We start from the raw sequence: 25,311 nt of genomic DNA, 5'->3' as shown, positions 1-25,311 counted from the left end.
TCATGTCGAAACAAGAGCCAATCGTCCGTTTGGATGATAAAACGGTACAAGACCATACAATGCAAGAAAAGACAATTCAATCTGAGCATATACAGCAATTGCATTATCGAATTGATACTGAAAATTGTTTGTCACACACCTGGTATAAACCTGTATTTAGTGTAATTGGTTCTAAGCAACACAATGGCGAACGTTTCTTTAATGAAGTACGTAAACCACAAGGTCGTAGCCGTTGGGATCTTATGAAGTGGCTGGGAACACGTAAATCCTATACTTGGAATGTAGACACTCAAAAAGAAGCAGCAGAGTTTTATGCAACTAAGCGGCTACTTCCGCAAAATCGCCAAGAAGTCGATGATCACGATTGGCAAGTCTGGTTTGTAAGTCATGCCACAGTGTTGGTACAAATAGGTCCTTATAATTTCTTAACTGATCCTGTTTGGGCAGATTATGTCAGTCCAAAACATGGTCGTGGTCCAAAACGCGTTATTCCTGCAGGAATTGCTTTAGAACAACTTCCAGAAATTCATGCTGTTTTATTGAGTCATAATCACTATGACCATATGGACTTAGCAACATTGAGATGGTTGCATAACAAATTTGCGATGCCGATCTACACGGGTTTAGGCAATGCCAGTTATTTACCTAAAGAATTTCATGTGATTGAAATGGATTGGTGGCAATCTGCACTTTTTAAAAACTTAAAAATCGTTTATACGCCAGCACAACATGGTTCTGGTCGTGGTTTACGTGATCAAAATATTGCTTTGTGGGGTGGATTCTCGGTCGTGTCTGAGCATGGTCATTTCTTTTTTGCAGGCGATACAGGCTATGGACCACATTTTAAAGAAATTCAAAAGCGTTTAGGTGCACCACGTATTGCACTATTGCCTATTGGTGCATATGAACCGCGCGTGTTGATGAAATATATGCACATGAATCCACAAGATGCATTTCAGGCACATTTAGATTTACAAGCTAAACGCTCTTTGGCGATACATTACCGTACTTTCCAATTGACTGATGAAAATCGTGATCAGCCTGAACTTGATTTACAAAAGGCCATGAAGAATTCATCGAAAATGGTGAATCCATTCTATTGCATTCGTGAAGGACGTAAATTGGTGGTCTAACTTATATCAATGGTTGAGATAAAAATGATAAAAATAGCTTTAAGTACACTGTTGTTGAGTTTGACATTCACTTCGGTTGTGGCAAAACCTGTAACAGTTGCAGCAACTGATGCAACAGATTGTGTTTCAGATGAGCTGTGTGCTGTTGCAGAACAGTTGACGATGGCAACATCTGAGAGTTCATCATCTGATGATTCTGAACGGATTAAGCCTCTTCATGAAAAATACGATTTAGACACAGGGGATGAATGGAAATTAATTCATCAGCATGCAGATACCCAATTTTTTGAAAGTATCACCACCATATCTGATGGTAATCAACTTATCCAAGCTTGGGTGAAAAGTGTAAATCCGAAAAAACAATATACAATTAATTATTATCAACTATTATGTAAAGATCGGGCATTTACTCGACTGGAACAATTTAAGAGTCGAGATGATCAGGATTATAAACGGGTCAAAAGAGTAGCGCATTATCGTCAAACACAACCTTTTGATCAGGCAGGTGAATTGCTTCCAGTTTTAGAAAAGTTATGTTTATAAATTAAAATGGATGAACTTAATTAGAACATAATATTTATGCCTGATTAAAAAAAGAGGGAGCTGAACAATGAATACAATTCAATGTTTCCTGCTATCACTAGCATTATCTAGCACTGCTTTTGCAGAGAATCAAAATCTAAAAATTAATCAAACTGTTTTTGAGTTAAAAAGTGCCTCGAATCAAGATGATGTTGACCTTATCCGTAATGATATTGAATTTTATCGGCATGGCAAAAAACTTTTAACGCATACCCTATATGCAACATCTGGCGACTGTAGTATCACTCAAATCGAAGTAGGTGATTATGCAGTCAAAGATAATCAGATTATTTTTTATAGTTACTGGGCTGCCGCGGATCGACAGGGGATATGGAGTTATCCCTATGGCGTCCGTAAACAAACTTATACTGTAGATGCAAAGGGAAATGTTAAACTAGTAAGTGCGTTACTTTACATTGAAGATGTCATGGATGATCCATTAAAGATAAATCCTGACGAAGGCTATCTGCAATTTCTACATCACCCACCAAAAACCAAGCAACAGCAACGTATATTGAATGATTATGTTCAAACTATGCAAACCCAATATAAAGGGCGTTTTGTTCATGGACAGGAACGGGCTTTGCTAATTAAAGAAGTAAAAACCAGATTGGCGAAACAAATTGCTCGTGAAACTCAGGGATGGAAAGAACAGTTTGGCAACAATGCCCGTATGTAAATTTACGAATGTTTAGCAGTGTCCAAAAGCTGTAATGCAACAATCGACAGTGCAGCCATAGCTGTATTCATGATAAAGGGATTAAAACCCTGAACAAAATAGTGTGGATAAACAACTGCAACCACAACGATAAAGAACAGCATTGCCATGATATTTAAATAATGTAGTACCTTTGATTGTCTAAAAATTAAAAACAATATGCCAAATATGATTTCTCCAACGCCAGAGAGTTGAATTAAGCTTGGAATGTTCAGGAATTGAATCCCTGTAAATTCCCAAAACTGCTGTTCTTCAATGACCTTATATATGACTTTAGGCACCAAGCCTTGATAAATCCATAATACAGCTAAAGTGATTTGAATACTCAATAAGGCATGGCTAATTGCTTGAAGTGGATTCATAAACAACATGTTCCAAAAAATGGTGTTGATGATGTGAAGAAATGAATAGGCATTGATCTGTGGTACCAAATAGGCGATAGCGATTTAAAGCGATTCGGCGATACACAAAGTTTCGGATAAACTTTGGAATTAAATAGCCAATTTTTAAAGCAGAAAACGGAAAGCCTAGTTCTTCAATGACTTTTAAAAATGCTGTAGATTCACGGCTTGCTTGTCCATTTTTAATCACCAACATGGTGTCAAAGTGTTCAGTGGGCATTTGATAGTAGTTTAAAATGGCTTGACCCAGTGGAGATTGAACGGAAGCCAACTTAAATCTTGCTTGAGTATCATGCTGGATTAAAAACTTTGCCCAAGCATTGCATAACACACAAATTTCATCGAATAATATAATGTCATATTGTTGAATGATCTCTTCAATTTTCTGTTGCATGTTTTCACTCTAGATGGGAGCTTTTTTTCAATATAGTTGATTTATAGACAATAAAAAACCACCCGAAGGTGGTTTTTCATGTTTCAATCAATTATAGAAAACCAGGATGCCCTTTAGCAGGATCACTGTCTCGAGCAGCTTGCGCATCGGCAACGCTGAGCCCTAATGCTTTTGCAACACCTTCGCCGTATGCAGGATCACATGCATAGCAGTTACGGATATGACGATACTTGATGAAGTCTAAGGCATCGCCCATTGCACCCGCCGTATTGTCAAACAAAGCTTGTTTCTGTGTATCATTCATTAAGTTGAACAAGGCACGCGGTTGGCTAAAATAGTCTGCATCATCCTGACGGAAATCCCAATAATCGGCATCACCACTGATTTTTAATGGAGGTTCTTTAAACTCAGCCTGTTCTTGCCATTGACCAAAACTATTCGGTTCATAGTGCGGTAAGCCACCATAGTTGGCATCTACACGACCTTGACCATCGCGATGATTGGAGTGGACAGGGCAACGTGCAGCATTGACTGGGATCTGTTGATAGTTCACACCAAGACGGTAACGTTGCGCATCTGCATAGTTAAAAAGTCGTGCTTGTAGCATGCGGTCAGGTGAGACGCTGATTCCTGGCACTAAATTACTTGGTGCAAATGCTGACTGTTCAACATCTAAAAAGAAGTTTTCAGGATTTTTATTCAGCTCAAATTCACCAACATCAATCAATGGATAATCTGCATGTGGCCAAACTTTGGTGAGGTCAAATGGATGATAAGGAACTTTTTCTGCATCAGTTTCTGGCATGATTTGAACTTGAAGTTTCCACTTTGGAAAGTTGCCATTTTCAATTGAATCGAATAGATCACGCTGGTTACTTTCGCGATCTTTTGCTACGACTGCTTCAGCTTCGGCATCAGTTAAATTTTCAATACCTTGTTGTGTACGGAAATGAAATTTCACCCAAAAACGTTCGTTGTTTGCATTGATGAAGCTATAAGTATGACTACCGAAACCATGCATATGACGGAAGCTTTTCGGGATACCGCGATCAGACATTACAATCGTAACTTGATGCAACGCTTCTGGTAATAATGTCCAGAAATCCCAGTTATTGGTTGCACTACGTAGATTGGTTTTAGGATCACGTTTTACGGCTTTATTTAAGTCAGGGAATTTACGTGGGTCACGCATGAAAAATACAGGGGTATTGTTTCCGACAAGGTCCCAGTTACCTTCTTCCGTATAGAATTTTAATGCGAAACCACGAATATCTCGTTCTGCATCTGCTGCACCACGTTCACCTGCGACTGTTGTGAAACGAGCGAACATTTCTGTTTTCTTACCAATGTGTGAAAAGATTTTAGCGCGTGTGTACTGTGTGATGTCATGAGTGACAGTAAATGTACCAAAAGCACCAGAACCCTTGGCATGCATGCGACGCTCTGGAATCACCTCACGTACAAAGTTAGCGAGCTTTTCATTTAACCATAAATCTTGTGCAAGCAGAGGACCTCGTGCGCCTGCCGTTAAACTATTTTGGTTGTCTACAACAGGTGCGCCAAAAGCAGTTGTTAGGTGGGTGACAGGGCATTTTTTTGAGTCTTGGCTCATTCTATTTCTCCATTTTTAATTAATCATGTATTCATTTTTGAATAGATGGAATAGATAAAGAATATTCGCTATTACATGACATTAACTGTATTTCAAAAACCAATATAGTGAACAATTGTTAAATCTATTTGTCCTTAAATTAAATGATTAATCTTTTAATTTAAGACACAGGGCAGTACTAGATATCTGCTTTAAATACACAGCTTCTATACGAAGCGTTGTGTGCTTTTTTAAAAGAGACAATTACACTTTAAGTTGAACTTTGATATTTGTAAAATTGATAAAAATATTATATTTGATTTGTTTTTGCGATTAAATGGTTGTGTATACCCATTTACAAGCTAGGAAGAATGAATCAATAAATTTTTGCAATATTGAAATCAAAATACAGCTTCAGTTGGGATAGTGGTCTCTTCTTTAAATCTGAAAGTTAAGATAATCCTGTAGAATTTCCTATAAAACATAAGATATTTCGCCTAAGAAAAGTGAATGGTAAAATGAAGAGTCATGCGACTATCCTCTTCTTTTTAACTCAGCGATCCTCCCTTATCTGAAATTACGCTGAGTTGCTGAAGGATTTCATTTTCTAAAACTTTCCAATCTTTAAACTCAGGTTCAATCAACAATGTCTGAGAGACAAAACCATAGCAAATCCGTTGTACGTTTAGACTGATCTGTTGGAGTTGTTCATTATCCTGAATAAAAGGTTTAAGTATGTTTTGCCACATCTGTACCATCATGGCATAACTTTTTTGATAAGTTTCTATACTTGAAATCTGCCGTTCTAAGAGAAAAGACTGCGCCCATAAAAACTGTTGAGATTGGATTTGCTCAATCTGAAAATGAATAATTTGCGCTAAATAGTCAGTAAAACTCAAATCTGTGGATAAGTCATATCTGCTTTGTGCATAACTTTTAAGAGTTTCAGCATTGTTTTTAACATGTTGATAGATGGTTAACGCTATCAAATCTTGCTTTTTAGAAAAATACTCATAAAAGGTACCTAAACCAACACCAGCAAGATCGGTGATTTCTCGAATGGTAATTTTATGGGCAGGATGTTCATGTAAAAGCCGAACAAAGCTTTCAATCAACGCTTCTTGCGTGATACGAGCCCTTGATTGGCGAGGTTTACGACGCACATTGATTGCAGGTAAAGCCATAAAAATAATCCGAACATCCTTGAAGGTATTTTCTTCTATACTGAATGTAATTGGTTAAAACAACAAGATAGGATTTTCAGGATGAACACGCTACAAAATTGGCAAACCCATGAAATCAGTAACCAGTTTGACGAGTTACAAGCTTACAATCTATTTGAAACGGATCAGGTGTTGCAGGAAATATTGCAACGTTATGGCAGTACAGATCAGCAAAACCTCAGTCAACTCGCGCAGATTGTGGGTTCCACAGAATATTATCAATATGCCGATTTAGCCAATCGCCATACCCCTGAATTACATGCTTTTGATGCTCGTGGTCGTCGTAAAGATTTCTTAGAATTTCATCCAGCATGGCACCAATGGATGAAGCTCAATCGTCAATTTAATACCCATGCTTATCCATTTAATCATCCACAATCGAGTACCAAATGGGTGGATTGGGCAGCACGTTTCTTTCTGAGTGGGCAAGTTGAGTGTGGCAATTTATGTCCAAATTCGATGACTTTAGGCAGTATTACACTCATTCAAAATGAACCTGAATTATGGGCAAAAGTGGGTGAAAAACTATTATCTACTGAATATGATGAACGAGATTTGCCAATTGCTCAAAAAAAGTCAATTTGGTTAGGTATGGGGATGACGGAGAAGCAAGGTGGTTCAGATGTTCGAGCCAATCAAACCATCGCAGTACCTGTTGCTGAATCAGGTCGTGGACAGGCTTATCTACTGACAGGACACAAATGGTTTTTCTCAGCTCCCATGTGTGATGCACATTTAGTTGTTGCGAAAACTGAACAAGATGGTTTGGCGTGTTTCTTTGTTCCTCGTTGGTTGGAAGATGGCACGAAAAACAATATCCATGTGCAACGTTTAAAAGATAAAGTGGGTAATCGTAGTAACTCAAGTTCAGAAGTCGAATTTAAAAATGCTTGGGGCATCATGATCGGAGAAGCGGGACGGGGCATTCCAACCATTATTGAAATGGCAAATTATACGCGCTTGACTTGTTCTGTAGGCTCAAGTGCGATGTTAAGACAAGCATTGGTACAGTGCATTGCCTATACACGCCAACGAAAAGCTTTTGGTAAACATTTGGCAGAACAACCTTTGATGCAAGCGGTGTTAGCCGATTTAGCCTTGGAAACGGAAGCAGCCATGCAACTGAGCTTTCATTTAGCGCATTGCTATGAAAATACAGATGAATTATCACTGGCGTGGAAACGGATCATGACCCCAGCCGCAAAGTTCTGGATATGTAAACGTACTGTGGAATTGACTGGCGAAATGATGGAAGTTTTTGGTGGCAATGGTTATGTTGATACAGGAATTATGGCGCGTATTTTTAAAGAGGCTCCAGTGAATACGATTTGGGAAGGCTCTGGTAATGTGATGTGCTTGGATGTATTACGTGCCATTCAACGTGACCGCGATTCAATTGAAGTCTTATTTAAATCATTGGCACAAGTCGCATCTCAAGATTCAATTCTACAAAATGAATTACAAGCTTTATTTAAATTATTTGATGGCTTACAAGCAGATGAATTGCAATTTATGGCACGTAGCTTAGTCAGCCGATTAGTTATTTTGGCACAGGCTATTTTGCTGAAACAACATGCACCCGATTTTGTTGCGGATGCTTTTATTGCAACACGTTATAGTGCGTTTTATGGAAGGGTGGTTGGAATGCTGGATGCCAAATCGGTAGATGTAGAAAGATTATTAGGTAGAGCTTTTGCCTAAGTTCTTTAGCCGTGTAAAAAGGGCATTATTTACATAATGCCCTTCTTTTTAAGCGACTTTTATCAAAGTTCAAACTTAAAATAGGTTATCGGAATTACTTCTGTTTTTTAAGCTTTTTCTTGAGCTTTTTTAATTTACCTTCGTGTTTGGAGATTTTTTCCAAACGTGCTTTGATTTTCTGCTTTAAAGATTTAACTTGCTTAGACATCATGTTACTCCTTAGTTTGAGTATCCGTTGGCTGATGTTTTTTGATAAAACTACGGATAAATTTTCTTAACTCACGTGCTGCGCTGGTGTCCATCGTTTCACAGAGTTGTAAAAACTGATCACGCTCAGCACTGTTAATGCGAATTAAGAGTTGCCCATCTTTTTTATTCACCTTTGTCTTTTTGGGTAATTCAGCCATGACGTATATCCCCAAAGGTGATAATCAAAAATGTATATACAATATATATGCATTTTTTAAGTTAAGCAAATTTATATTATTGAAAATATTTAATATTTTGTGTTTTATTGATTTTTTTTGTAATTTATCTTTCTTTTATGTTGATAAGTGATTGTTACTAAAACTTTTATTTTTGAATCAAAAAAGATTTGAAAAATAGCAAATCAATCGCAGGTTATAAGTGGATGATTTATCGTTTTAGAACATCATTTGACTATTTACTTGATTATTCTAGGCAGCATTTTGCTCAGTGTGTTGCATATGCAAGAAATAGATCTTAAACAAAACCCATTGATTTAAAATGGGTTTTGTTAATTTGAGAAATTCAATATTTCATCAGAAAAATTAATGAGACTTAATCAGCTCAACTCGGCGATTTAAAGCTTTACCATTTTCTGTTGAGTTTTCTGCAACTGGTTGAGTATCACCAAAACCTTTTGCAGTTAATCGATTTTGTTGAATCCCAGTATTATCGGTGAGGGCTTTAACAACAGCATTTGCACGCTGTTCTGAAAGGGCTTGATTGTGTTTTGCATCACCTGAACCATCGGTATGACCATTAATAGTTAATTTGAGTTCAGGATTATTTTTTAACAATTGAATGACTTGTTCTATTTGAGCCTGAGATTCAGGCAAAATATTGGCTTGATCTGTGGCGAAGTTGACCTCGATATTGACCTTATTTTCTTTGTCTAAAGCAGTCTTTAATTGATCTGAATTTAATACTTTTGCTGTAATTTCAACAGGTTTTGTTTCAGCAACCAATAAGCCGGCATTTCCATTTCCTGTTTGAGTAAGTTGAAACCAGATATTCTTATTCGCTTGACGAACTACAAAGGTCTGGGTTGGGTTATTAAAAACATCTCCTAAACCAGCAACATAATCTACTTGGAACTTTTGTGGAAGCTTGTCTAACGCTTGTTGAGGAATTTTACTCATTGTAATTTGCTTGCCCCCCAATTGTTGAATTACATTTTCCAAATTACGTTGTAACTCTAAGAAGCTACCTTCTTTGTAATCCTCATTTTGTTGAATAGCTGCGCTATACAATTGCCCTTCAATGTTTTGAATATGTTGACCTGTCCAAAACGGTATTTTCTCAAAATTTACTTTGGTTGCGTCATGAAACTGATAGCCATTCGGCAAGGAAATATAGGGGAATTGACCGAGCGTAATATTTGAAATTGGAATCTGTGAAAGATCAAAAGTGTTCTGAATAGATTCGGTTTTTACTGTTTCTGAGGCAACAGAACTTGCACTTGATTCGGTTGTTATGACTTCAGCTTTCTCAGGTTTACTACATCCCATTAAGCCGAAGGTTGGAAGCACCAACAAGAGTAGAACGCTTGATAATTTTTTTTGATTGAGCACATTATTCTCCAATTTTAACTTATGAACCTATGTTGTATTGAGTATGCTTATATTCAAATTTATGTGCATACTATAGAGAACGGTGTTTAAAATTTATACGTGATTTTTAATTTGATTTGTAAAACTTTAATTGAATTCAAAAGATGTCGGCTGGTGAATAAAATCCATTTAAGATCAATCTGAAAGATTGTCTCAATATGATATATACAAGGATTAGGCATTAAATAGTGACAAAGCTGATTAATTTAAATACTTGTATTCTGCACAAAAAAGCGTAATATCACAGTCCCACTCATGAGGTGGTAAATCATAAAATAGGTAAATAAAATGGCAAAGAAAAAAGTCATGCCTGAGGTTGTGATTCACAACTTTGTGGCAAAACACATGCACGAAGTCAACAAGAGCCAAGTGTTTGTAGATCGTAAAAAGAATGCAAAACGCGGTTATGATAAACACAAAAAAGGTCGATATTCTGATGATTATCGACCTTTTTTGTGGACTACGATTTTTGCTTAATCTTAAGAAAAATAAGAATTAAATATTCACTAAGCGATTTGATTTTACCATGTCAGCTAGACCATGATGTTTAAAGTAATACTCCATCCAGCTTTTCACCATCAATGGGTTATTCATTGCCACAACTTCTTCAAGTAGCTTTTCTGCATCACTCATTGAAACGTGACAAATCGCCTTACGCACACGTAAGATATTGCTTGAACTCATCGATAAAGTATTGAAACCCATTGCCATCAGCAGAATTGCAGACAATGGATCTCCCGCCATTTCTCCACAGATACTAATTGGTTTATCGTATTTATGACACTCTTGAACCAAACGTGTTAAAGCACGCAAGATGGACGGGTGAAAGTGTGAGTAAACACTTGAAACACGTGGATTATTACGATCGACAGCCAGCAGATATTGGATTAAATCGTTTGAACCCACCGAGAAGAAATCAACCAATTCCGCAAATTCACCAATTTGTAAAAGCACACTTGGTACTTCAACCATGATACCAATTTTAGGTTTGGTAATTTTAACCTGTTCTTCTTCTTGAACTGCAATCCAGTCTCGCTCTAGTAAATAGAGGGCTTCTTCAACTTCACTGACACTGGTTACCATCGGCAATAAAATATGAAGATTATTCAAGCCAATGCTGGCTTTAAGCATGGCACGAATTTGCGAAGAAAAAATTTCAGGGTGGTCAAGGGTAAAACGAATGCCTCGCCAACCTAAAGCTGAGTTTTCTTCTTCAATTTGGAAGTAAGGTAAGTCTTTGTCAGCGCCAATATCTAAGGTGCGCATTACCACAGGTTTATTGGCAAAATGGCTCAACTGTTGACGATAAATAGCACGTTGTTCTTCTTCGCCAGGAAAGCGCTCGCGTAACATAAACGGAATTTCAGAACGATAGAGTCCTACACCTTTGGCACCACGTTGAACACCACGAACTACATCAATCATCAAGCCTGTGTTGACATAAAGCTTTACAGCAACGCCATCAGGCGTGATGGCATCTTTGGTTTCGTATTGCTTTAAATCTTTGGCAATTTGCTCTTCTTCTTTTTGAATTTCTTTATATCGTGTACGTAGACGGCGTGGTGGGTTAACAAAAACACGTCCTTGATATGCATCCACGATCATTTCAACATCATCAAGGGTATTGACGGGCAATTCAGTGACACCCACTACAGTAGGAATACCGAGTGCGCGGGCGACAATCACCATATGTGAGTTGGCTGCACCTTCAGAGGTGACGATTGCTGCAATCTTATCGACAGGAAGCTCAACTAATGCAGCAGTGCTAATCTCATCTCCGATCAGAATACTTTCAGAGGTGATTTCCTTATGACTGGTATCACCTTCTTGTAAGGCTGCTAAAATTCGCCGTCCTAAATCTTTGAGATCAGAGACACGTTCTCGTAAATAATCATCTTCCATTTGAGCAAAGAGAGCAACGTGGCGGTCAATCACATGCTTTACAGCACCTTGTGCCCAACTGCCATCTCGAATAATTTCTTTGATTTCAGTAGGCAAAGCATTTTCATCCAGCATGCGTAAAAACACACTAAACAGTGCTCGTTCTTCAGCCATAAGTGAGTCTTGCATTTTGTCATCAAGTGATTGAATTTCTTCACGTACAGAAGCAATCGCATGATCTAAAAGCTTGAGTTCTTCACTAATGTCATCGGCATCACGATCTGGAACAGCAGCAAGGTCCGCGGGAGGATAAAGAATAATGGCACGACCAAGAGCAATTCCTCCTGCACCCGATGAACCTTGGAACGTTTTGTAATTAGAGGAGTTACTTGGCTTGCGGAATACGTCAATATTTCCAACAGCATGAGCATGTGCAATAACGCCTGATAGCTGCGCACACAAAGTCACTAAAAAAGATTCCGCTGCTTCACTAAAGTCTTGAGGTTCAGTATTTTGAACCACCATTACGCCCATTACTTTGCGCCGATACATGACAGGTACGCCAAGGAACGAATTATAAATTTCTTCTCCCGTTTCAGGGAAATAGGCGAACCGTTCATGCTTAAATGCATTGTCTAAATTGACAATTTCTTCACGTTGACCGACTAAGCCAACGAGACCTTCACCTAATTGTAGGGAAACATTGCCAACAGACTCCTGATTTAAACCTTTGGTTGCCATGAGTACATAGCGTTGATTACGTTCATCTAACAGATAAATCGAGCATACATCTACATGCATTGCTTCAGAAACTTGATTGACCATGATTTCTAAAGATTCATGCAAACTGACCGATGCATTGATCTCTTGTACAATGCGTCTTAAGGTGTCCAGTTGCATGTTCGACATAGGTGTATGCTCCTAATCTAAGCTATGTTTTAAAGCGTTTTCATCAGTATTATTTATAACAGCACTACTTTGAAAAATCATTCATATTTTTGAAGAAATTTCAGGGGTGTAGTGTGGCATTTGCATACATAACTCCATCATCGCTTTACGATAAACATCTCGTTTAAAATTAACCACTTGACCAAGTGGATACCAATAACTGACCCATTGCCATTGATCAAACTCGGGCGGATCAGAGAGATTCAACTGAATATGTTTCGTTGAAGCTGTGAGTTTGAGTAAAAACCATTTTTGCTTTTGTCCAATACAAATCGGATCGGAGTCCGAACGAATGTATCGAAGTGGCAAACGATAATGCAACCAGTCATCTGTCTGGGCAATTATTTGGACGTGCTCGGGTAAGAGCCCAACTTCTTCACGTAGTTCTCTAAAAAGAGCTTGCTCAGGAGTCTCTCCAAATTGGATACCTCCTTGAGGAAATTGCCATGCATTGTGCCCAATGCGCTTTGCCCATAAAACTTGTCCAATATCATTTGCCAAAATGATCCCGACGTTGGGTCGGAAACCTTCTGAGTCGATCATTTGGCTACCTAAAATTTGTTAATTTCATCTGACTTTATATATGGGGACTGACACTCTTTTGTCCAACTCGATAAAGTCAAAGTAATAATGTTGTAAAATTGCTATGATCTTAACGAATTTCTATCGACTAGCGGTGATAGATTTACAATTTTTTTCTTAAATTTCAGTTTAAACGAGTATTTTCATGAAATTGGCGCTGTTTGACTTAGATCACACCTTATTAAATACAGATTCGGACCATTCTTGGGGAGAGTTTTTGGTCAATGAAGGCTTGGTCGATCCAGTTCGCCATCGTGCGATGAATGATCAGTTTTATGAAGATTATAAAGCAGGGCAACTTGACCCGATTGCTTATAATGAGTTTGTTTTTGAGTTTTTGACTCAACATGACAATGACTATTTAACTGAATTACATCAGTTGTTTATGAAAAAAGTCATTCGCGCACAAATGCGCCCGAAAGGCTTTGCTGCGATTCAAAAACACAAAGATTTAGGGCATGCTTTAGTAGGGATTACAGCAACTTCTGATTTTATCACTGCGCCTATTTTTCGTGAATTTGGAATTACTGAAATTATCGCAACCAATGCAGAAGTTAAAAATGGACAATACACGGGCAAAGTCACCAATATCCCATGTTATCAAAAGGGCAAATTAGCACGTTTGGATCAATGGCTTGAGGGACGTGATGTGACTGAATCCTGGGCATATTCAGATTCGATCAATGATCGCTTTTTATTGGAGTATGCAGATCATGCGATTGCGGTAAACCCAGATGATCGTTTAGAAGTGTTAGCCAAAGAACAAGGTTGGGATATTCAGGATTGGTCGATCTAATCCAGCTTGTTCGTTATCAGCAGCACTTCGGTGCTGTTTTTTTATAAAAATCTAGTAAAAATACAGCAGCAGAGTCTGTCATTTAAAACCCAGCAACAATAAAAAAATACAGCATGATTTGTGATAAAAAGGTAACTTTTGAGCTGGATTTATGATTGATTTGCAGCGTTATTCAAGCAATGTATTCGGTCCAATCCTGTTCAAATCACTGAATAGAAAATGCTGAATGGGTTGCTAAATTTGATCTGTTCATCAATTGTAAATATTTTTATAAATGAATATTTTGTGCTTCATTTTCAGTGTAAAAATGCTATGTTGAGCTGAGAACTTTTAAAACTGATGGAGATTATATAATGAGCCAGACACGTCCAAGAATGACCAATTTATTTGAGCAACTTGGTTTAGACTCTAGCGAACAAGCAATTCAAAATTTTATTGAAAATCATCAGTTAGATGCCGACACATTTTTGACTAAAGCTGAGTTTTGGACCGATGCACAACGTCAGTTTTTAGATGAAAAATTGAGTTCTGATGGGGAGTGGGCAACCATTGTTGACCAATTAAATGAGTCTTTGCATGAAGATTCAGTCAAATAAGGCTGAGGATATTCTCAATCTAAATAAAGCGCTCATTATTCAAATAATCAGCGCTTTATTTTTTCTTATTTCATCATTTCAATTAATTCCTGAACAGCTCTGGATTGAGTACGTGCAGGATGCCAAACCATTCCCAATTGACGGTTCATCTCAAAATGAAGATCCAACTGTTGTAAATCTTGATTGAGCAAGGTTTTGGGTAAAACAGACCAACCTAAACCGATTGAAACCAGCATGCGAATAGATTCTAAAGGGTTGTTACTCATGGTGGTTTTAGGTTTTAAGCCTTTCTTTTCAAACTCAGCTAAGGTGATCTGACTGGTATACGTCTGTGCAGCTGGCAATAAACTTGGATACTCAATTAGATCTTCAAGTTTAAGATTTCTTTTTTGCGCCAAAGGATGAAAAGGAGCCACAACAAAAACCAAAGGATCATTCCAGATGGTGATGTAACTTAAACGTTCATCTCCCTGAGGGGGCAGGGTTAAAAAAGCAAGTTCCAAGTCGCCTGCCAGCACTTGTTCATGCGCTTGTTCAGAGTCGACAAAATGTACATCCAGTTTAACTTCTGGAAAGAGTTGTACATATTTTTTTAAGTGCTGTGGTAAATGATGTAAACCAATATGGTGACTGGTTCCAATTTTGAGTTTTCCTCTTACTTCACCTTGCTCATGGCTGAGGGTATGGTGAATATCCCCTAATTCATTGAGCCAATTTTTTACTTTGGGCAATAGTGAATGTGCTGCATGTGTTGCTTGAACACCACGTCCTGCGGATTCAAATAGTTTGACACCAAAATATTCTTCTAGACTGTGTATCCGTTTGGTCACAGCAGGCTGGGTAATAAATAGATGTTCTGCTGCCATCGAAATAGAACCAGTTTCCATAACTTTGACAAAAGCTTCAAAAGCAGCGAGATTCATGATCTTTCCATCCATAAAGAATTTTTATGCGTATTTTATTATTGAGAAGTTTTAAGAATTAATCAAAGTAATTTTCACTTTTTTTCGATTTTGGCTATTGTGATCTGTGCTTGGTTACAATGATAAAACTTTCATACAGGTTTAAACTGTACACAGCTAAGTTGACTGATTTATAGTGTAACAATAAAAATAATCAAGGAAATATTATTTGACTCAACCTACTCGAAGCACCATTGATGACTTTCAACAACGCGCTCGTGACACATTGCCAATATCTTGGGGAAGATTTCTAGTGATTATGCTGATTCTCGGGGGAATCAGTTTAGTATTGTTATATTTCTTCCAAATTTATTTTCTTGCCATTCTTGTCGGCATCATCGGTATATTTTGGTTAAGAGCACGCATATACAGACTACGAAAAATCCGCGCATGGAATGATTTTAAAATTCCTGCTGAAGTTTGGCGGGTATTTAAACAGCGACATCCCAATATTGCGACATCATCATATGCTTATATTGAAGAGGGTTTTAAAGATTATTTAGCGATTCATCTTTTGTGTAAAGATGCGTATGCTATGCCTTCTCATTCTGTAGATGCCCTATGGCATGTATTAATTGAAGAGTTTGATACATTTTATCGAACGATGTGCCTAAACTTCTTAGGTTATGAATTAATTCATCAACCCCATGATCCACTACCGACAGAAGCACAAAGAGCCTCTCAAAAAAAACAATTGCTCAATACATGGCAAAGTACATGCCATTTACATGGTTTAAATCCAGAAAATACTCAAGTTTTACCGAGATTGTTTCTAGTCGATGGTCATATTCGTTGGGAAAAAGGACTGATTTTTAGTTTGCCGTTCATGCTTGGAATGTATAGTCAAATGATGAGCTCCACATCAGACGCTTCTTCTACAGCCACGACATCCTCTTGTTCATCTTCAACCTCGTCATGTTCTTCAAGTTCCTGTTCTGGTTCGAGTTCTTCACATGATTCTGGACACTCTCATAGTCATAGTTCAGACTCTTCATCTTCTTGTAGTAGTTGTAGTAGCTGTGGAGGTGGTGGTGATTAACACCTCCACAGCTACAGTCAATTTATCTAAGCTTTCACTTCTGTTCTTTGAGCAATTTTTTGATCTCTTTTATTCCAGACTTTTTCATGGAAAAAGAATGCAAAGGCTTGAACTGTAGGTTCGAGTAGACTTAATGTCACAGCCATCCAAAAGTTACCCGTCACCACATAAGCAACCAACATTGCGACAGTAATGTGCATGATGTAGTAGCTTAATGTTTTCTTGAAAACGCGTTGATTGTTTTGTAAGAAGTTTTGGATATTTGCCACGAGGTTCACCACTTATTGATTCATTATTTAAATAATAATCATTATCAATTGCAATGTAAAAAGGTTTTTTTGACTCATGCTGATTGGATTTCTAAATAAATAATAAAGAATAATTGAAAAGAGGTTGTTAACCGCCTAGATTAAGGTGAAATAAATCGATGCTCACTTTTATCATTCTATTTAAAAGTTCTGGGAAAAGTGAAAGTTAGGTCATGGTGTAATCGGTGATCTAGCAAACTGATTTCATTGGAGAGCTAGGGTTGATGAGGATTAAACTTTTAACTTCATTTAAGCTTATCTACAATGAATCTTTGAATTTTGATCATGCCTATTATTTGAAAATATGATTTTTTGAGCTGAAAAATAGAGCATGATTTCAAGTCATTTATCTGGCAAAGAATGATATGGAAATAGTTTTAATGGATTCCAAAAAGTTTTTAAACTGATAAAAATGATAAATTAGATTTATGTAAAAACGTGGTTATAATCGACATTAATGAAAGAATTACCCAGTCCAGTGGAGCACATCGACATGGCAGGCGAAAACCAAAAAGCAAAAACCTTATATGATAAATTATGGGATGACCATCTAGTAAAACAACGAGATGATGGCTCTGCATTACTTTATATCGATCGTCATCTATTGCATGAAGTAACTTCTCCTCAGGCATTTGAAGGTTTGCAGCTTGCTGGGCGTAAACCATGGCGTTTGAGTGCCAATGTCGCGACTCCTGACCATAACGTACCCACTTCAACCAAAGAACGTTCTGAAGGAATTGCTGGAATTGAAGATGATACTTCACGTATCCAAGTTCAAACTTTAGATGATAACTGTAAAACATTTAATGTGGTGCAATTTGACATTAATGATATTCGTCAAGGGATTGCACATGTGGTTGGTCCAGAGCAAGGTTTGACTTTACCAGGAATGACGGTGGTATGTGGTGATTCACACACAGCCACACATGGTGCATTTGGTTGTTTGGCACATGGAATCGGAACTTCAGAAGTAGAACATGTATTGGCAACACAATGCTTAGTTCAAAAGAAAATGAAGAATATGCTGGTTCGTGTCGATGGTACATTGGGTCAAGGTGTGACGCCTAAAGATGTGGTGTTAGCCATTATTGGTAAAATTGGGACTGCTGGCGGTACAGGTCATGCGATTGAATTTGGTGGTCAAGTCTTCCGTGATATGTCGATTGAAGGTCGTATGACGGTGTGCAATATGGCTATCGAAGGCGGTGCACGCGTCGGTATGGTAGCTGTTGATGAAAAAACGATTGAGTATGTAAAGGGTCGTCCTTATGCACCACAAGGTGAGCAATGGGATGCTGCTGTAGCTTATTGGAATACTTTGCATTCTGATGATGACGCACACTTTGATACAGTTGTGGTTTTAAATGGTGAAGAAATTGAACCACAAGTGTCTTGGGGAACGTCTCCAGAAATGGTCATTCCAGTCTCTCAAGCGGTTCCAACTTTAGAACAAGCCAAAGATGACGTGCAACGTAATGACTGGACTCGTGCTTATCAATATATGGGTTTAAATGCTGGTCAGGCGTTGGCAGATATTCAATTGGACCGTGTTTTCATTGGTTCTTGTACCAACTCTCGTATAGAGGATATTCGTGCAGCTGCTGCTGTAGCCAAAGGTAAAAAAGTGGCTTCAAGTATCAAGCAAGCGATGGTTGTACCGGGTTCTGGTTTAGTGAAACAACAAGCAGAAGCTGAAGGTTTAGATAAAATCTTGATCGAAGCTGGATTTGAATGGCGTGAGCCGGGTTGCTCGATGTGTTTAGCGATGAATGCGGATAAGTTACAGCCTGGCGAACACTGTGCATCAACTTCAAACCGTAACTTTGAAGGTCGTCAAGGGAATGGTGGTCGTACTCATCTGGTGAGTCCAGCAATGGCAGCAGCTGCGGCGATTGCAGGTCATTTTGTCGATGTTCGTTCATTCTAAGCTGGGTTAAGGAGCAAACTATGAAAACTTATACCGTTGAACAAGGTATTGTTGCACCATTAGACCGTGCCAATGTTGATACAGATTTAATTATTCCAAAACAGTTTTTAAAATCAATTAAACGTACGGGTTTTGGTGACAATTTATTTGATGAATTGCGTTATTTGGATGAGGGTTATCCGGGGCAGGATAATACTAAGCGTCCTAAGAATCCAGATTTTGTTTTAAACCAGCCGCGTTATCAAAGTGCATCTGTTTTAATTTCTCGTGCAAACTTTGGCTGTGGTTCAAGTCGTGAGCACGCGCCTTGGGCATTGGAAGAGTTCGGTTTCCGTACCGTGATTGCACCAAGTTATGCAGATATCTTTTTCAACAACAGTTTTAAAAATGGCATGTTGCCAGTAATTTTGTCTGAAGAAATTGTTGATCAATTATTTAAAGAATGTGCTGCTACTGATGGCTATCAGCTCACGATAGATTTAGAAGCACAGGAAGTCCGTACACCAAGTGGTGAGGCATTCAAATTCGAAGTAGATCCATTCCGCAAGCACTGCTTATTGAATGGTTTGGATGATATTGGTTTGACTTTACAGGCAGCAGATGAAATTCGTGCTTATGAAGAAAAAACCAAGCAATCACGTCCTTGGGTATTTGCTGAAATTCAAGGTTAATTTTCAGTGAACATTTTACTCGTAGCGTGAATGCCTAACTCTTGCTAACATGCAAAGCATAACAAAATGAATGTTGGCTCGGTAATGCAAGGGTTGGGGTTGAGCGATGACTAAGTTTTTAGTTCGTGGTGTTTTAATCAGTTTGACAGGTTTAATCTTGAGTGCATGCCAATCAGCACAAATGGTTGATTTGGTTCGTATTAAACAAGCTGAAAAAAATCAGATGAGCCAAAATACAGTTTCAGTTTATTGCTCAGGTGCAGAGCATTGTGAATTTGCGCGATTAAATGATTTGATTATCATGCAGGAAAATACACAGCGTGCGAATCGTAAAGCCATTGATAAAGGTTATCTAAAGCTCACAGGTAAGCCTTTAGATCAAATTGGTGTGTATTTAACGATTCCACCGCAGCAATATGAAATGGTGGTTCGGTTCTATCCAATTACCAAAGATCATGCTGAAGTTTTTCATGTGATTCATGATTTTAAAGCAAATCAAAAATATACATTTAAAATGTATCGCCAAAGATCACAGGGTGCAGGAAGCTTATTGAATGTTTCCTCACCAACACCACTCTGTGTCGATATGCTTCAAGAAACTCGAACAATTCGCCGTTTCTGTCGTCCTCATAATGCAGTGACAGGGGTGAGCGAATTTGTTGAGCAAAAAATTTAATCTCAAATCAGTATAGATGCTGAATAAAAATGGAACTGCAAATGTCTAAACAAATTTTGATTTTGGCAGGTGATGGTATCGGTCCAGAGATCGTTGCCGCTGCTGAAAAAGTACTTACACGTGTCAATGAAAAATTTAATTTAGGTTTAACATGGGAACATGGTTTATTGGGTGGTGCTGCAATTGATGCTCACGGTGAACCTTATCCAGCAGTCACAGCAGAACAAGCAAAAAAAGCAGATGCAATTTTACTCGGTGCAGTCGGTGGTCCAAAATGGGACACGATTGAGCGCTCGATCCGCCCTGAACGTGGTTTATTAAAAATTCGTAGTGAATTAAACCTATTCGCAAACTTACGTCCGGCAATTCTTTATCCCCAGTTGGCAGATGCTTCAAGCCTTAAGCCTGAAATTGTCGCAGGCTTAGATATTCTGATCGTTCGTGAACTCACAGGTGGTATCTATTTTGGTCAGCCACGTGGTATCCGTGAGCTCGAAAATGGTGAGAAGCAGGGTTATAACACCGACGTCTATGCAGAGTCTGAAATTAAGCGTATTGCGAAAGTTGCTTTTGAAATGGCGAATTTACGTGGCGGTAAAGTCTGCTCGGTGGATAAAGCCAACGTTCTTGAAGTGACTGAGCTTTGGAAACAAACCGTCACTGCATTGAAAGAACAGCACTATCCAAATATCAATCTTTCACACATGTATGTAGATAATGCAGCAATGCAATTGGTACGTGCACCAAAGCAATTTGATGTGATTGTTACAAGTAATTTGTTTGGTGATATTCTTTCAGACGAAGCTGCGATGCTCACAGGTTCGATTGGTATGCTTCCATCTGCATCTTTAGATGAAAATGGCAAAGGGATGTACGAACCATGTCATGGTTCTGCACCTGATATTGCGGGTCAAAACGTGGCGAATCCGCTGGCAACAATTCTTTCTGTCGCAATGATGCTTCGCTATACCTTCCGTGAAGAAATGGCTGCAAAAGCAATTGAAGATGCTGTAGGGCAAGTGTTGGACCAAGGTTTACGTACAGGCGATATTATGTCGGAAGGGATGACCAAAGTAGGTACTGCTGAGATGGGTACAGCTGTGGTTACAGCGATTGCTTAAGTCTAGATTTTAGATCACTTTCAAAAACACAGCCTAGGCTGTGTTTTTTATTGCTTTGTGATCAAATACATTTAACAGGCTCTCCCCATATATTCAACGGACTCGGCAATATCATTGTTTAATTTAAAGCTGACTTTGCAATTAAAGTTAACATCGTAACTCGGTGTGCTTGCCGTGTCAAAGCGAATGACAGGCATTCCCATTGCATTTGAGCCGACCGTTGCATTGCTTCCTGTCATCGGGATATTGATAGGGCGAAGGATGGTATATGTTAATGTGTCATTGGTGGTTTGGATATGATCACTGACTTGATAACCTAAAGCTTTAAAGTTTAGTTCGGCTTGTATTTCAGCGCTGGATTTACCAATAAACTGTTGTAAATATTGATCTAAATTTGCAGGTCGGGTATCAACACTCTGACAGCCTGCAATACTGAAAGCGATCGAAACAAATGTAGAGGTGTATAAATATTTTTTCATCAGCTTCACCCAATCAAGTGAGAGTTTGATTTGAAACGCTCTATGCAATGAGTTTAATCAATCTACAAGCAAGTGTCTGTAGACAGATTGCGAAGTTGGATTGAACCCCTAAGCTTAAATTTGAAATGCGATTAAGGGAAAAGTGACGAAGATGTTGAAAATACACCACAAATAATTAGAGGCAGTGTAAAAATGAGAATTTTACGGATAATTATAAATTGATGACATGCGACGTATGGCAATCAATAAACAGATTTAACAATAGATTTTAGCGTCAGGAACGTAATAACTAGACAATAACAATGTATCGTAAGCCAGATGGTATATTGTATAGATATTGAAAAAGCCACCTAATAGTGGCTTTTGCTTACACTAAAACTTAGCGTGCACGATAAGTAATACGACCCTTAGTTAAGTCATAAGGTGTCATTTCTACTTTTACATTATCGCCAGTTAAAATACGAATATAGTGTTTACGCATTTTACCAGAAATGTGAGCAATCACTTCGTGACCGTTTTCTAAACGTACACGGAACATAGTATTAGGAAGCGTTTCGGTGACAACGCCTTCGAACTCGATAAGTTCCTCTTTATTGGCCATAGCCTACCTGATGATCAAATTGGAAAGGCGCAAATTATAGGCAATTTTTTATAGAAAAACAAGATTATTCGGCATGGGAAGGTGGCAGATGACTTGAAAATAGGCGAACATATTGTTAAACAATTTCTACAAAAAAAAGCGGATAAATATTGTCAGTTCGGTCAATCGACGGTAATCTAAATCAAAGGTTTTAAGTATAAATGAATAACATACAAGGAAGGGCACTGCGTGAGCCAGCTAACTGATGCTTCGGTTGTTTTACGATTAGGCTATCAAGCGATCCGTCGTGCAGGATTGCCGACAGAAGAAATATTATCAAAGGCAGGCGTGGCATTGGGTCAGGTTGATCAAAATGCACGAACGCCATTAAATGCACAATTTGCATTTTGGGTGGCTGCCGAGGAAGTCAGTAACGATCCAGATATTGGTTTACATCTCGGAGAACATTTACCCCTTTATCGTGGGCAGGTGATTGAGCATTTATTCATTTCAAGTGAAAACTTTGGTGAAGGGCTCAAACGAGCACTTGCGTATCAACGTCTGATCAGTGACGCTTTCCATGCGAAGTTGGTGGTTGATGACAATGGACGTTGTTATTTAACCAATGGTGAACAACCCTGGGGCGAAAATATTGTCAACCGTCATTTTTCTGAGTGTGCCATTTCGGGGATTTTACGCTTCTTTAAATTCATTACTGAAGGACGCTTTGAACCGATCTACATCGATTTTAACTTTTCTCAAGGTGCTTCAGATGGTGAGTATTATCGTGTGTATGGCTGTCCTGTAAGTTTGGGGCAAAAAGAAACACGGTTGTATTTTGATCCTTCAATTTTAGACTATCCATTGTGGCAAGCTGAACCAGAGCTGTTACAGCTACATGAGCAGTTGGCAATTGAAAAACTTCAAGAATTGGCACGTTATGATTTGGTTGGCGAAGTTCGCCGAGCAATTGGTTCAACTTTGGAGAGCGGTGAAACAACCTTGGAAACAGTGGCGGCTCAACTGAGCATCACCCCTCGTCGGTTACGCACCCAATTGTCAGAAGCCAATACCAGTTTTCAGCAAATCCTTTCAGATTACCGTTGCCGTTTAGCCAAAAAATTATTGGCGAATACCAATGAAAGTGTTGAGCGTATTGTATATCTCACAGGTTTTTCTGAGCCAAGTACGTTCTATCGTGCCTTTAAACGTTGGACCAATGAAACACCTGTTGAATATAGAAAACGTAAACAGCGTTAAGTGCAACGTTTTAATTATTGAGAAATTTTAAACTGCTTTCTGGATAAAAAATCCTTCAATTGTGAAGGATTTTTTATCTCATTTGGAAAAGAGTTATTCGGGCATATTTAGCCAATGTGGTCCTAGAGGTGGTCGCGGTAATTCAAACTGTTCTGGATAATCTGCATGAATGAAATATAGACCGTCAGGAGGGGCTGTAATCCCAGCGGCTTTACGGTCTTGTGCGGCAAAAATTTCGTCAATGTGATCAATTTCATACAAGCCCTGACCAATTTCAAGTAGACAGCCCATAATGTTGCGAACCATGTGATGCAAGAAGCCATCAGCCTGAATATCCAGAACCAAATAATTGCCATGACGAATTAAACGACAGTGTTTAACATGGCGTACAGGTTGATTGGATTGACATGCCGCAGCACGGAAACTTTCGAAATTATGTGTTCCTTCAAATTTTTGCGCGGCTGCAATCATCTTATCGACATCAAGTGGATAATAAGCATGGGTAACTTGCTTGTGTAATAAAGCAGGGCGATTCGCTGATTGATAGACAACATAGCGATAACGACGTGCTTGTGCCTTAAAACGAGCATGGAAATCACGATCCATCTCTTTGATCCACTGGATAGAAATATCTTTGGGTAATTGGCTATTAGATCCCATTAACCAGCCACGCATGGGACGAATCGCATTGGTATCAAAGTGAGCAACCATATTGGTGGCATGGACACCTGCATCAGTACGACCCGCACCGTGTAAGATAATGGGTTCATCCGCGATGGTGCTTAGTACTTTTTCCATTGTCTCCTGAATACTACGTACGCCAGGCTGTTGAGTTTGCCAACCTTTATATCGAATGCCACAAAACTCAATACCAATTGCAAAGCGTTGCATAAATACCTCTATTCAGGATGATCATACCAATGGTCATGCCATTGTTGCGAAGTTGGGTATTGTAAATAAATTTTTAGAATTTTGGCATAAAGATCTGCTTGACTGAGTGCATCACTGACTAAAATTTTTGAGTCCTGAATCCATTTGCTAATCGCATAACGTTGATCCATACCGCCTAGAGGGACTTGAGTTGATAAAATAATTTGGCAACCTTTGGCTTGTAAGTTTTTAAAACTTTGGATAATCATTTCATTAACCGCTAAATTTCCAACACCATAAGCCTGAATCACTAAAAATTCTGGAGGCTGTTGAATGAGGCTGTTGAGATTATTTTCAAACTGTAATAATTCAGTGGGTACCATCATCCAATTCACGATATTTAATGATTTGGCTTTTTCAATATGGGATAGCTGGATTTGAATAACAGTTGAGTCATGATCAATAGGTTCTTCCGCTTTTAAGCCTCTGAATGCGTCCAAAGCAGTACTATGGGTTTTTAACGCAGTACGAGCATGAATCACTTGATGGAAGAATGTGAGATAAACACCTACAGGTAACTTGGTGATGGCATCGAGTGCTGTATTTAAATTATCAATCGCATCAGTAAAATCACGTGTGTCATCGCCTTGAAGATTGAGTAAAGGATATTGGCTTCCTGTAAGAATGACATGACATGATTCAGCGAGGAAACGAGATAAAGTTGCAGCAGCATAGCTGAGGGTATCAGTCCCATGAATCACAACAAAATGTTCAAAATTTTGTAGTTGTAAGCTTTGAATTTGTTGAATCAGCATTAACCAATCAATTGCAGTACATGCACTACTGTCTTTAATACTGGGCGCTTTAAAGCATTCAATTTTCAGTTGAGGTGGGAGAATCCGTTTGAGCTGTGGAATGAATTGATGTTCAGGCATGGGAGCTAAAGGCTCACCAATACACCCAAAAGTTCCACCCATGTAAATTAAAGCAATTTTTTTGTTCATAATAAAAAGCAG

General features: G+C 38.5%; 27 protein-coding genes. 13 read left to right on the top strand and 14 right to left on the bottom strand.

The window, feature by feature from the left end; translation table 11 throughout:
• Positions 1 to 2: 2 nt before the first annotated feature.
• The 3 genes from AAV97_RS09635 (at position 3) to AAV97_RS09625 (ending at position 2,394) form a co-directional block, all read left to right on the top strand.
• Positions 3 to 1,133, top strand: a complete 1,131-nt coding sequence (locus AAV97_RS09635; protein WP_081409731.1) for an MBL fold metallo-hydrolase — start codon at positions 3 to 5, stop codon at positions 1,131 to 1,133.
• Between the two features lie 24 nt (positions 1,134 to 1,157).
• A complete protein-coding gene (locus tag AAV97_RS09630; protein WP_046760426.1) occupies positions 1,158 to 1,676 on the top strand; it encodes a hypothetical protein in 519 nt (172 codons plus the stop codon).
• A 67-nt stretch (positions 1,677 to 1,743) separates the two neighbouring features.
• Positions 1,744 to 2,394 (top strand): hypothetical protein, encoded by a 651-nt coding sequence (locus tag AAV97_RS09625; protein ID WP_042087432.1) that lies wholly within the window; start codon positions 1,744 to 1,746, stop codon positions 2,392 to 2,394.
• A gap of 2 nt (positions 2,395 to 2,396) precedes the next feature.
• On the opposite strand, the gene AAV97_RS09620 is transcribed toward AAV97_RS09625, so the two are convergent.
• The 4 genes from AAV97_RS09620 to AAV97_RS09605 all read right to left on the bottom strand — a co-directional run bounded on the left by AAV97_RS09620 (position 2,397) and on the right by AAV97_RS09605 (position 6,003).
• The gene (locus AAV97_RS09620; protein WP_042087430.1) at positions 2,397 to 2,795 is read right to left on the bottom strand and encodes a DoxX-like family protein; all 399 of its coding nucleotides are present in this window, start codon (positions 2,793 to 2,795) and stop codon (positions 2,397 to 2,399) included.
• The gene (locus AAV97_RS09615; protein ID WP_005035560.1) at positions 2,773 to 3,228 is read right to left on the bottom strand and encodes a thiol-disulfide oxidoreductase DCC family protein; all 456 of its coding nucleotides are present in this window, start codon (positions 3,226 to 3,228) and stop codon (positions 2,773 to 2,775) included. The genes AAV97_RS09620 and AAV97_RS09615 overlap by 23 nt, the downstream gene beginning before the upstream one ends.
• Before the next feature lie 91 nt (positions 3,229 to 3,319).
• Complete coding sequence (locus AAV97_RS09610; RefSeq protein WP_004826559.1) at positions 3,320 to 4,840, bottom strand: catalase; 1,521 nt, start codon at positions 4,838 to 4,840, stop codon at positions 3,320 to 3,322.
• 527 nt (positions 4,841 to 5,367) lie between these two features.
• Positions 5,368 to 6,003: a TetR/AcrR family transcriptional regulator gene (locus tag AAV97_RS09605; protein ID WP_042087429.1), complete on the bottom strand. Its 636-nt coding sequence runs from the start codon at positions 6,001 to 6,003 to the stop codon at positions 5,368 to 5,370.
• An 81-nt stretch (positions 6,004 to 6,084) separates the two neighbouring features.
• On the opposite strand from AAV97_RS09605, the gene AAV97_RS09600 reads away from it, so the two are divergent.
• Positions 6,085 to 7,743 carry an acyl-CoA dehydrogenase family protein gene (locus AAV97_RS09600; protein WP_042087426.1) on the top strand — a complete coding sequence of 553 codons (1,659 nt, stop codon included), beginning with the start codon at positions 6,085 to 6,087 and terminating at the stop codon, positions 7,741 to 7,743.
• Positions 7,744 to 7,955: 212 nt separating this feature from the next.
• Here the strand turns inward: AAV97_RS09600 and AAV97_RS09595 are convergent, their stop codons facing one another.
• The gene (locus tag AAV97_RS09595; protein ID WP_004718119.1) at positions 7,956 to 8,150 is read right to left on the bottom strand and encodes a hypothetical protein; all 195 of its coding nucleotides are present in this window, start codon (positions 8,148 to 8,150) and stop codon (positions 7,956 to 7,958) included.
• Between the two features lie 384 nt (positions 8,151 to 8,534).
• Entirely contained in the window at positions 8,535 to 9,560 is a 1,026-nt protein-coding gene (locus AAV97_RS09590) for an OmpA family protein (RefSeq protein ID WP_046760425.1), read from the bottom strand.
• Positions 9,561 to 9,887: 327 nt separating this feature from the next.
• Between AAV97_RS09590 and AAV97_RS09585 the strand changes: the two genes are divergently transcribed.
• Positions 9,888 to 10,076 (top strand): hypothetical protein, encoded by a 189-nt coding sequence (locus AAV97_RS09585; RefSeq protein ID WP_004826569.1) that lies wholly within the window; start codon positions 9,888 to 9,890, stop codon positions 10,074 to 10,076.
• 18 nt (positions 10,077 to 10,094) lie between these two features.
• On the opposite strand, the gene ptsP is transcribed toward AAV97_RS09585, so the two are convergent.
• Together ptsP and AAV97_RS09575 are read right to left on the bottom strand one after the other, a co-directional pair.
• A complete protein-coding gene (gene ptsP, locus AAV97_RS09580) occupies positions 10,095 to 12,389 on the bottom strand; it encodes a phosphoenolpyruvate--protein phosphotransferase (RefSeq protein ID WP_004826571.1) in 2,295 nt (764 codons plus the stop codon).
• 81 nt (positions 12,390 to 12,470) lie between these two features.
• Entirely contained in the window at positions 12,471 to 12,971 is a 501-nt protein-coding gene (locus tag AAV97_RS09575) for an RNA pyrophosphohydrolase (protein WP_005035569.1), read from the bottom strand.
• 184 nt (positions 12,972 to 13,155) lie between these two features.
• On the opposite strand from AAV97_RS09575, the gene AAV97_RS09570 reads away from it, so the two are divergent.
• Together AAV97_RS09570 and AAV97_RS09565 are read left to right on the top strand one after the other, a co-directional pair.
• Positions 13,156 to 13,806: an HAD family hydrolase gene (locus AAV97_RS09570; protein WP_046760424.1), complete on the top strand. Its 651-nt coding sequence runs from the start codon at positions 13,156 to 13,158 to the stop codon at positions 13,804 to 13,806.
• Between the two features lie 353 nt (positions 13,807 to 14,159).
• Positions 14,160 to 14,402 (top strand): DUF2789 family protein, encoded by a 243-nt coding sequence (locus tag AAV97_RS09565; RefSeq protein ID WP_005035573.1) that lies wholly within the window; start codon positions 14,160 to 14,162, stop codon positions 14,400 to 14,402.
• A gap of 65 nt (positions 14,403 to 14,467) precedes the next feature.
• On the opposite strand, the gene AAV97_RS09560 is transcribed toward AAV97_RS09565, so the two are convergent.
• Positions 14,468 to 15,325, bottom strand: a complete 858-nt coding sequence (locus tag AAV97_RS09560) for a LysR family transcriptional regulator (RefSeq protein WP_005035575.1) — start codon at positions 15,323 to 15,325, stop codon at positions 14,468 to 14,470.
• A gap of 208 nt (positions 15,326 to 15,533) precedes the next feature.
• Here AAV97_RS09560 and AAV97_RS09555 point away from each other — a divergent pair, with 208 nt between their 5' ends.
• Positions 15,534 to 16,403 (top strand): hypothetical protein, encoded by an 870-nt coding sequence (locus tag AAV97_RS09555; protein ID WP_171249363.1) that lies wholly within the window; start codon positions 15,534 to 15,536, stop codon positions 16,401 to 16,403.
• A 26-nt stretch (positions 16,404 to 16,429) separates the two neighbouring features.
• Here AAV97_RS09555 and AAV97_RS09550 read toward each other — a convergent pair whose 3' ends face one another.
• Complete coding sequence (locus tag AAV97_RS09550; RefSeq protein WP_004826583.1) at positions 16,430 to 16,672, bottom strand: DUF2061 domain-containing protein; 243 nt, start codon at positions 16,670 to 16,672, stop codon at positions 16,430 to 16,432.
• Positions 16,673 to 17,204: 532 nt separating this feature from the next.
• On the opposite strand from AAV97_RS09550, the gene leuC reads away from it, so the two are divergent.
• From leuC to leuB, 4 genes are all read left to right on the top strand, one after another.
• On the top strand, positions 17,205 to 18,638 hold the full coding sequence (gene leuC / locus AAV97_RS09545; protein ID WP_004826584.1) for a 3-isopropylmalate dehydratase large subunit: 1,434 nt from the start codon (positions 17,205 to 17,207) through the stop codon (positions 18,636 to 18,638).
• A gap of 20 nt (positions 18,639 to 18,658) precedes the next feature.
• On the top strand, positions 18,659 to 19,309 hold the full coding sequence (leuD, locus tag AAV97_RS09540) for a 3-isopropylmalate dehydratase small subunit (RefSeq protein WP_046760423.1): 651 nt from the start codon (positions 18,659 to 18,661) through the stop codon (positions 19,307 to 19,309).
• A gap of 106 nt (positions 19,310 to 19,415) precedes the next feature.
• Positions 19,416 to 19,985, top strand: coding sequence for a hypothetical protein (locus AAV97_RS09535; RefSeq protein WP_004826588.1), 570 nt, complete (start codon positions 19,416 to 19,418; stop codon positions 19,983 to 19,985).
• Between the two features lie 41 nt (positions 19,986 to 20,026).
• On the top strand, positions 20,027 to 21,106 hold the full coding sequence (gene leuB / locus AAV97_RS09530) for a 3-isopropylmalate dehydrogenase (protein WP_046760422.1): 1,080 nt from the start codon (positions 20,027 to 20,029) through the stop codon (positions 21,104 to 21,106).
• Positions 21,107 to 21,177: 71 nt separating this feature from the next.
• Here the strand turns inward: leuB and AAV97_RS09525 are convergent, their stop codons facing one another.
• Complete coding sequence (locus tag AAV97_RS09525) at positions 21,178 to 21,585, bottom strand: hypothetical protein (RefSeq protein WP_046760421.1); 408 nt, start codon at positions 21,583 to 21,585, stop codon at positions 21,178 to 21,180.
• Between the two features lie 379 nt (positions 21,586 to 21,964).
• A complete protein-coding gene (gene infA / locus AAV97_RS09520; RefSeq protein ID WP_004718087.1) occupies positions 21,965 to 22,186 on the bottom strand; it encodes a translation initiation factor IF-1 in 222 nt (73 codons plus the stop codon).
• Positions 22,187 to 22,414: 228 nt separating this feature from the next.
• On the opposite strand from infA, the gene AAV97_RS09515 reads away from it, so the two are divergent.
• A complete protein-coding gene (locus tag AAV97_RS09515) occupies positions 22,415 to 23,425 on the top strand; it encodes an AraC family transcriptional regulator (RefSeq protein ID WP_004826594.1) in 1,011 nt (336 codons plus the stop codon).
• Positions 23,426 to 23,518: 93 nt separating this feature from the next.
• On the opposite strand, the gene truA is transcribed toward AAV97_RS09515, so the two are convergent.
• Both truA and AAV97_RS09505 read right to left on the bottom strand, forming a co-directional pair.
• Complete coding sequence (gene truA / locus AAV97_RS09510) at positions 23,519 to 24,316, bottom strand: tRNA pseudouridine(38-40) synthase TruA (protein WP_004826595.1); 798 nt, start codon at positions 24,314 to 24,316, stop codon at positions 23,519 to 23,521.
• Between the two features lie 8 nt (positions 24,317 to 24,324).
• Positions 24,325 to 25,299, bottom strand: a complete 975-nt coding sequence (locus AAV97_RS09505; protein WP_046760420.1) for an asparaginase domain-containing protein — start codon at positions 25,297 to 25,299, stop codon at positions 24,325 to 24,327.
• Positions 25,300 to 25,311 lie beyond the last annotated feature (12 nt).

The sequence above is a fragment of the Acinetobacter sp. Ag2 genome (assembly GCF_001005515.1).
Classification (GTDB): Bacteria; Pseudomonadota; Gammaproteobacteria; order Pseudomonadales; family Moraxellaceae; genus Acinetobacter; species Acinetobacter bereziniae.
The sequence above is the reverse complement of the archived record's forward strand: the minus strand, read 5'-3'. Positions and strand labels throughout refer to the sequence as shown.

Excerpts from the sequence above, each read along its gene's own strand:
- AAV97_RS09635 (WP_081409731.1), top strand. The coding sequence starts at position 3 with ATGTCGAAACAAGAGCCAATCGTCCGTTTGGATGATAAAACGGTACAA.
- AAV97_RS09630 (WP_046760426.1), top strand. The coding sequence starts at position 1,158 with ATGATAAAAATAGCTTTAAGTACACTGTTGTTGAGTTTGACATTCACT.
- AAV97_RS09625 (WP_042087432.1), top strand. The coding sequence starts at position 1,744 with ATGAATACAATTCAATGTTTCCTGCTATCACTAGCATTATCTAGCACT.
- AAV97_RS09620 (WP_042087430.1), bottom strand. The coding sequence starts at position 2,795 with ATGAATCCACTTCAAGCAATTAGCCATGCCTTATTGAGTATTCAAATC.
- AAV97_RS09615 (WP_005035560.1), bottom strand. The coding sequence starts at position 3,228 with ATGCAACAGAAAATTGAAGAGATCATTCAACAATATGACATTATATTA.
- AAV97_RS09610 (WP_004826559.1), bottom strand. The coding sequence starts at position 4,840 with ATGAGCCAAGACTCAAAAAAATGCCCTGTCACCCACCTAACAACTGCT.
- AAV97_RS09605 (WP_042087429.1), bottom strand. The coding sequence starts at position 6,003 with ATGGCTTTACCTGCAATCAATGTGCGTCGTAAACCTCGCCAATCAAGG.
- AAV97_RS09600 (WP_042087426.1), top strand. The coding sequence starts at position 6,085 with ATGAACACGCTACAAAATTGGCAAACCCATGAAATCAGTAACCAGTTT.
- AAV97_RS09595 (WP_004718119.1), bottom strand. The coding sequence starts at position 8,150 with ATGGCTGAATTACCCAAAAAGACAAAGGTGAATAAAAAAGATGGGCAA.
- AAV97_RS09585 (WP_004826569.1), top strand. The coding sequence starts at position 9,888 with ATGGCAAAGAAAAAAGTCATGCCTGAGGTTGTGATTCACAACTTTGTG.
- ptsP (WP_004826571.1), bottom strand. The coding sequence starts at position 12,389 with ATGTCGAACATGCAACTGGACACCTTAAGACGCATTGTACAAGAGATC.
- AAV97_RS09575 (WP_005035569.1), bottom strand. The coding sequence starts at position 12,971 with ATGATCGACTCAGAAGGTTTCCGACCCAACGTCGGGATCATTTTGGCA.
- AAV97_RS09570 (WP_046760424.1), top strand. The coding sequence starts at position 13,156 with ATGAAATTGGCGCTGTTTGACTTAGATCACACCTTATTAAATACAGAT.
- AAV97_RS09565 (WP_005035573.1), top strand. The coding sequence starts at position 14,160 with ATGAGCCAGACACGTCCAAGAATGACCAATTTATTTGAGCAACTTGGT.
- AAV97_RS09560 (WP_005035575.1), bottom strand. The coding sequence starts at position 15,325 with ATGAATCTCGCTGCTTTTGAAGCTTTTGTCAAAGTTATGGAAACTGGT.
- leuC (WP_004826584.1), top strand. The coding sequence starts at position 17,205 with ATGGCAGGCGAAAACCAAAAAGCAAAAACCTTATATGATAAATTATGG.
- leuD (WP_046760423.1), top strand. The coding sequence starts at position 18,659 with ATGAAAACTTATACCGTTGAACAAGGTATTGTTGCACCATTAGACCGT.
- AAV97_RS09535 (WP_004826588.1), top strand. The coding sequence starts at position 19,416 with ATGACTAAGTTTTTAGTTCGTGGTGTTTTAATCAGTTTGACAGGTTTA.
- leuB (WP_046760422.1), top strand. The coding sequence starts at position 20,027 with ATGTCTAAACAAATTTTGATTTTGGCAGGTGATGGTATCGGTCCAGAG.
- AAV97_RS09525 (WP_046760421.1), bottom strand. The coding sequence starts at position 21,585 with ATGAAAAAATATTTATACACCTCTACATTTGTTTCGATCGCTTTCAGT.
- infA (WP_004718087.1), bottom strand. The coding sequence starts at position 22,186 with ATGGCCAATAAAGAGGAACTTATCGAGTTCGAAGGCGTTGTCACCGAA.
- truA (WP_004826595.1), bottom strand. The coding sequence starts at position 24,316 with ATGCAACGCTTTGCAATTGGTATTGAGTTTTGTGGCATTCGATATAAA.
- AAV97_RS09505 (WP_046760420.1), bottom strand. The coding sequence starts at position 25,299 with ATGAACAAAAAAATTGCTTTAATTTACATGGGTGGAACTTTTGGGTGT.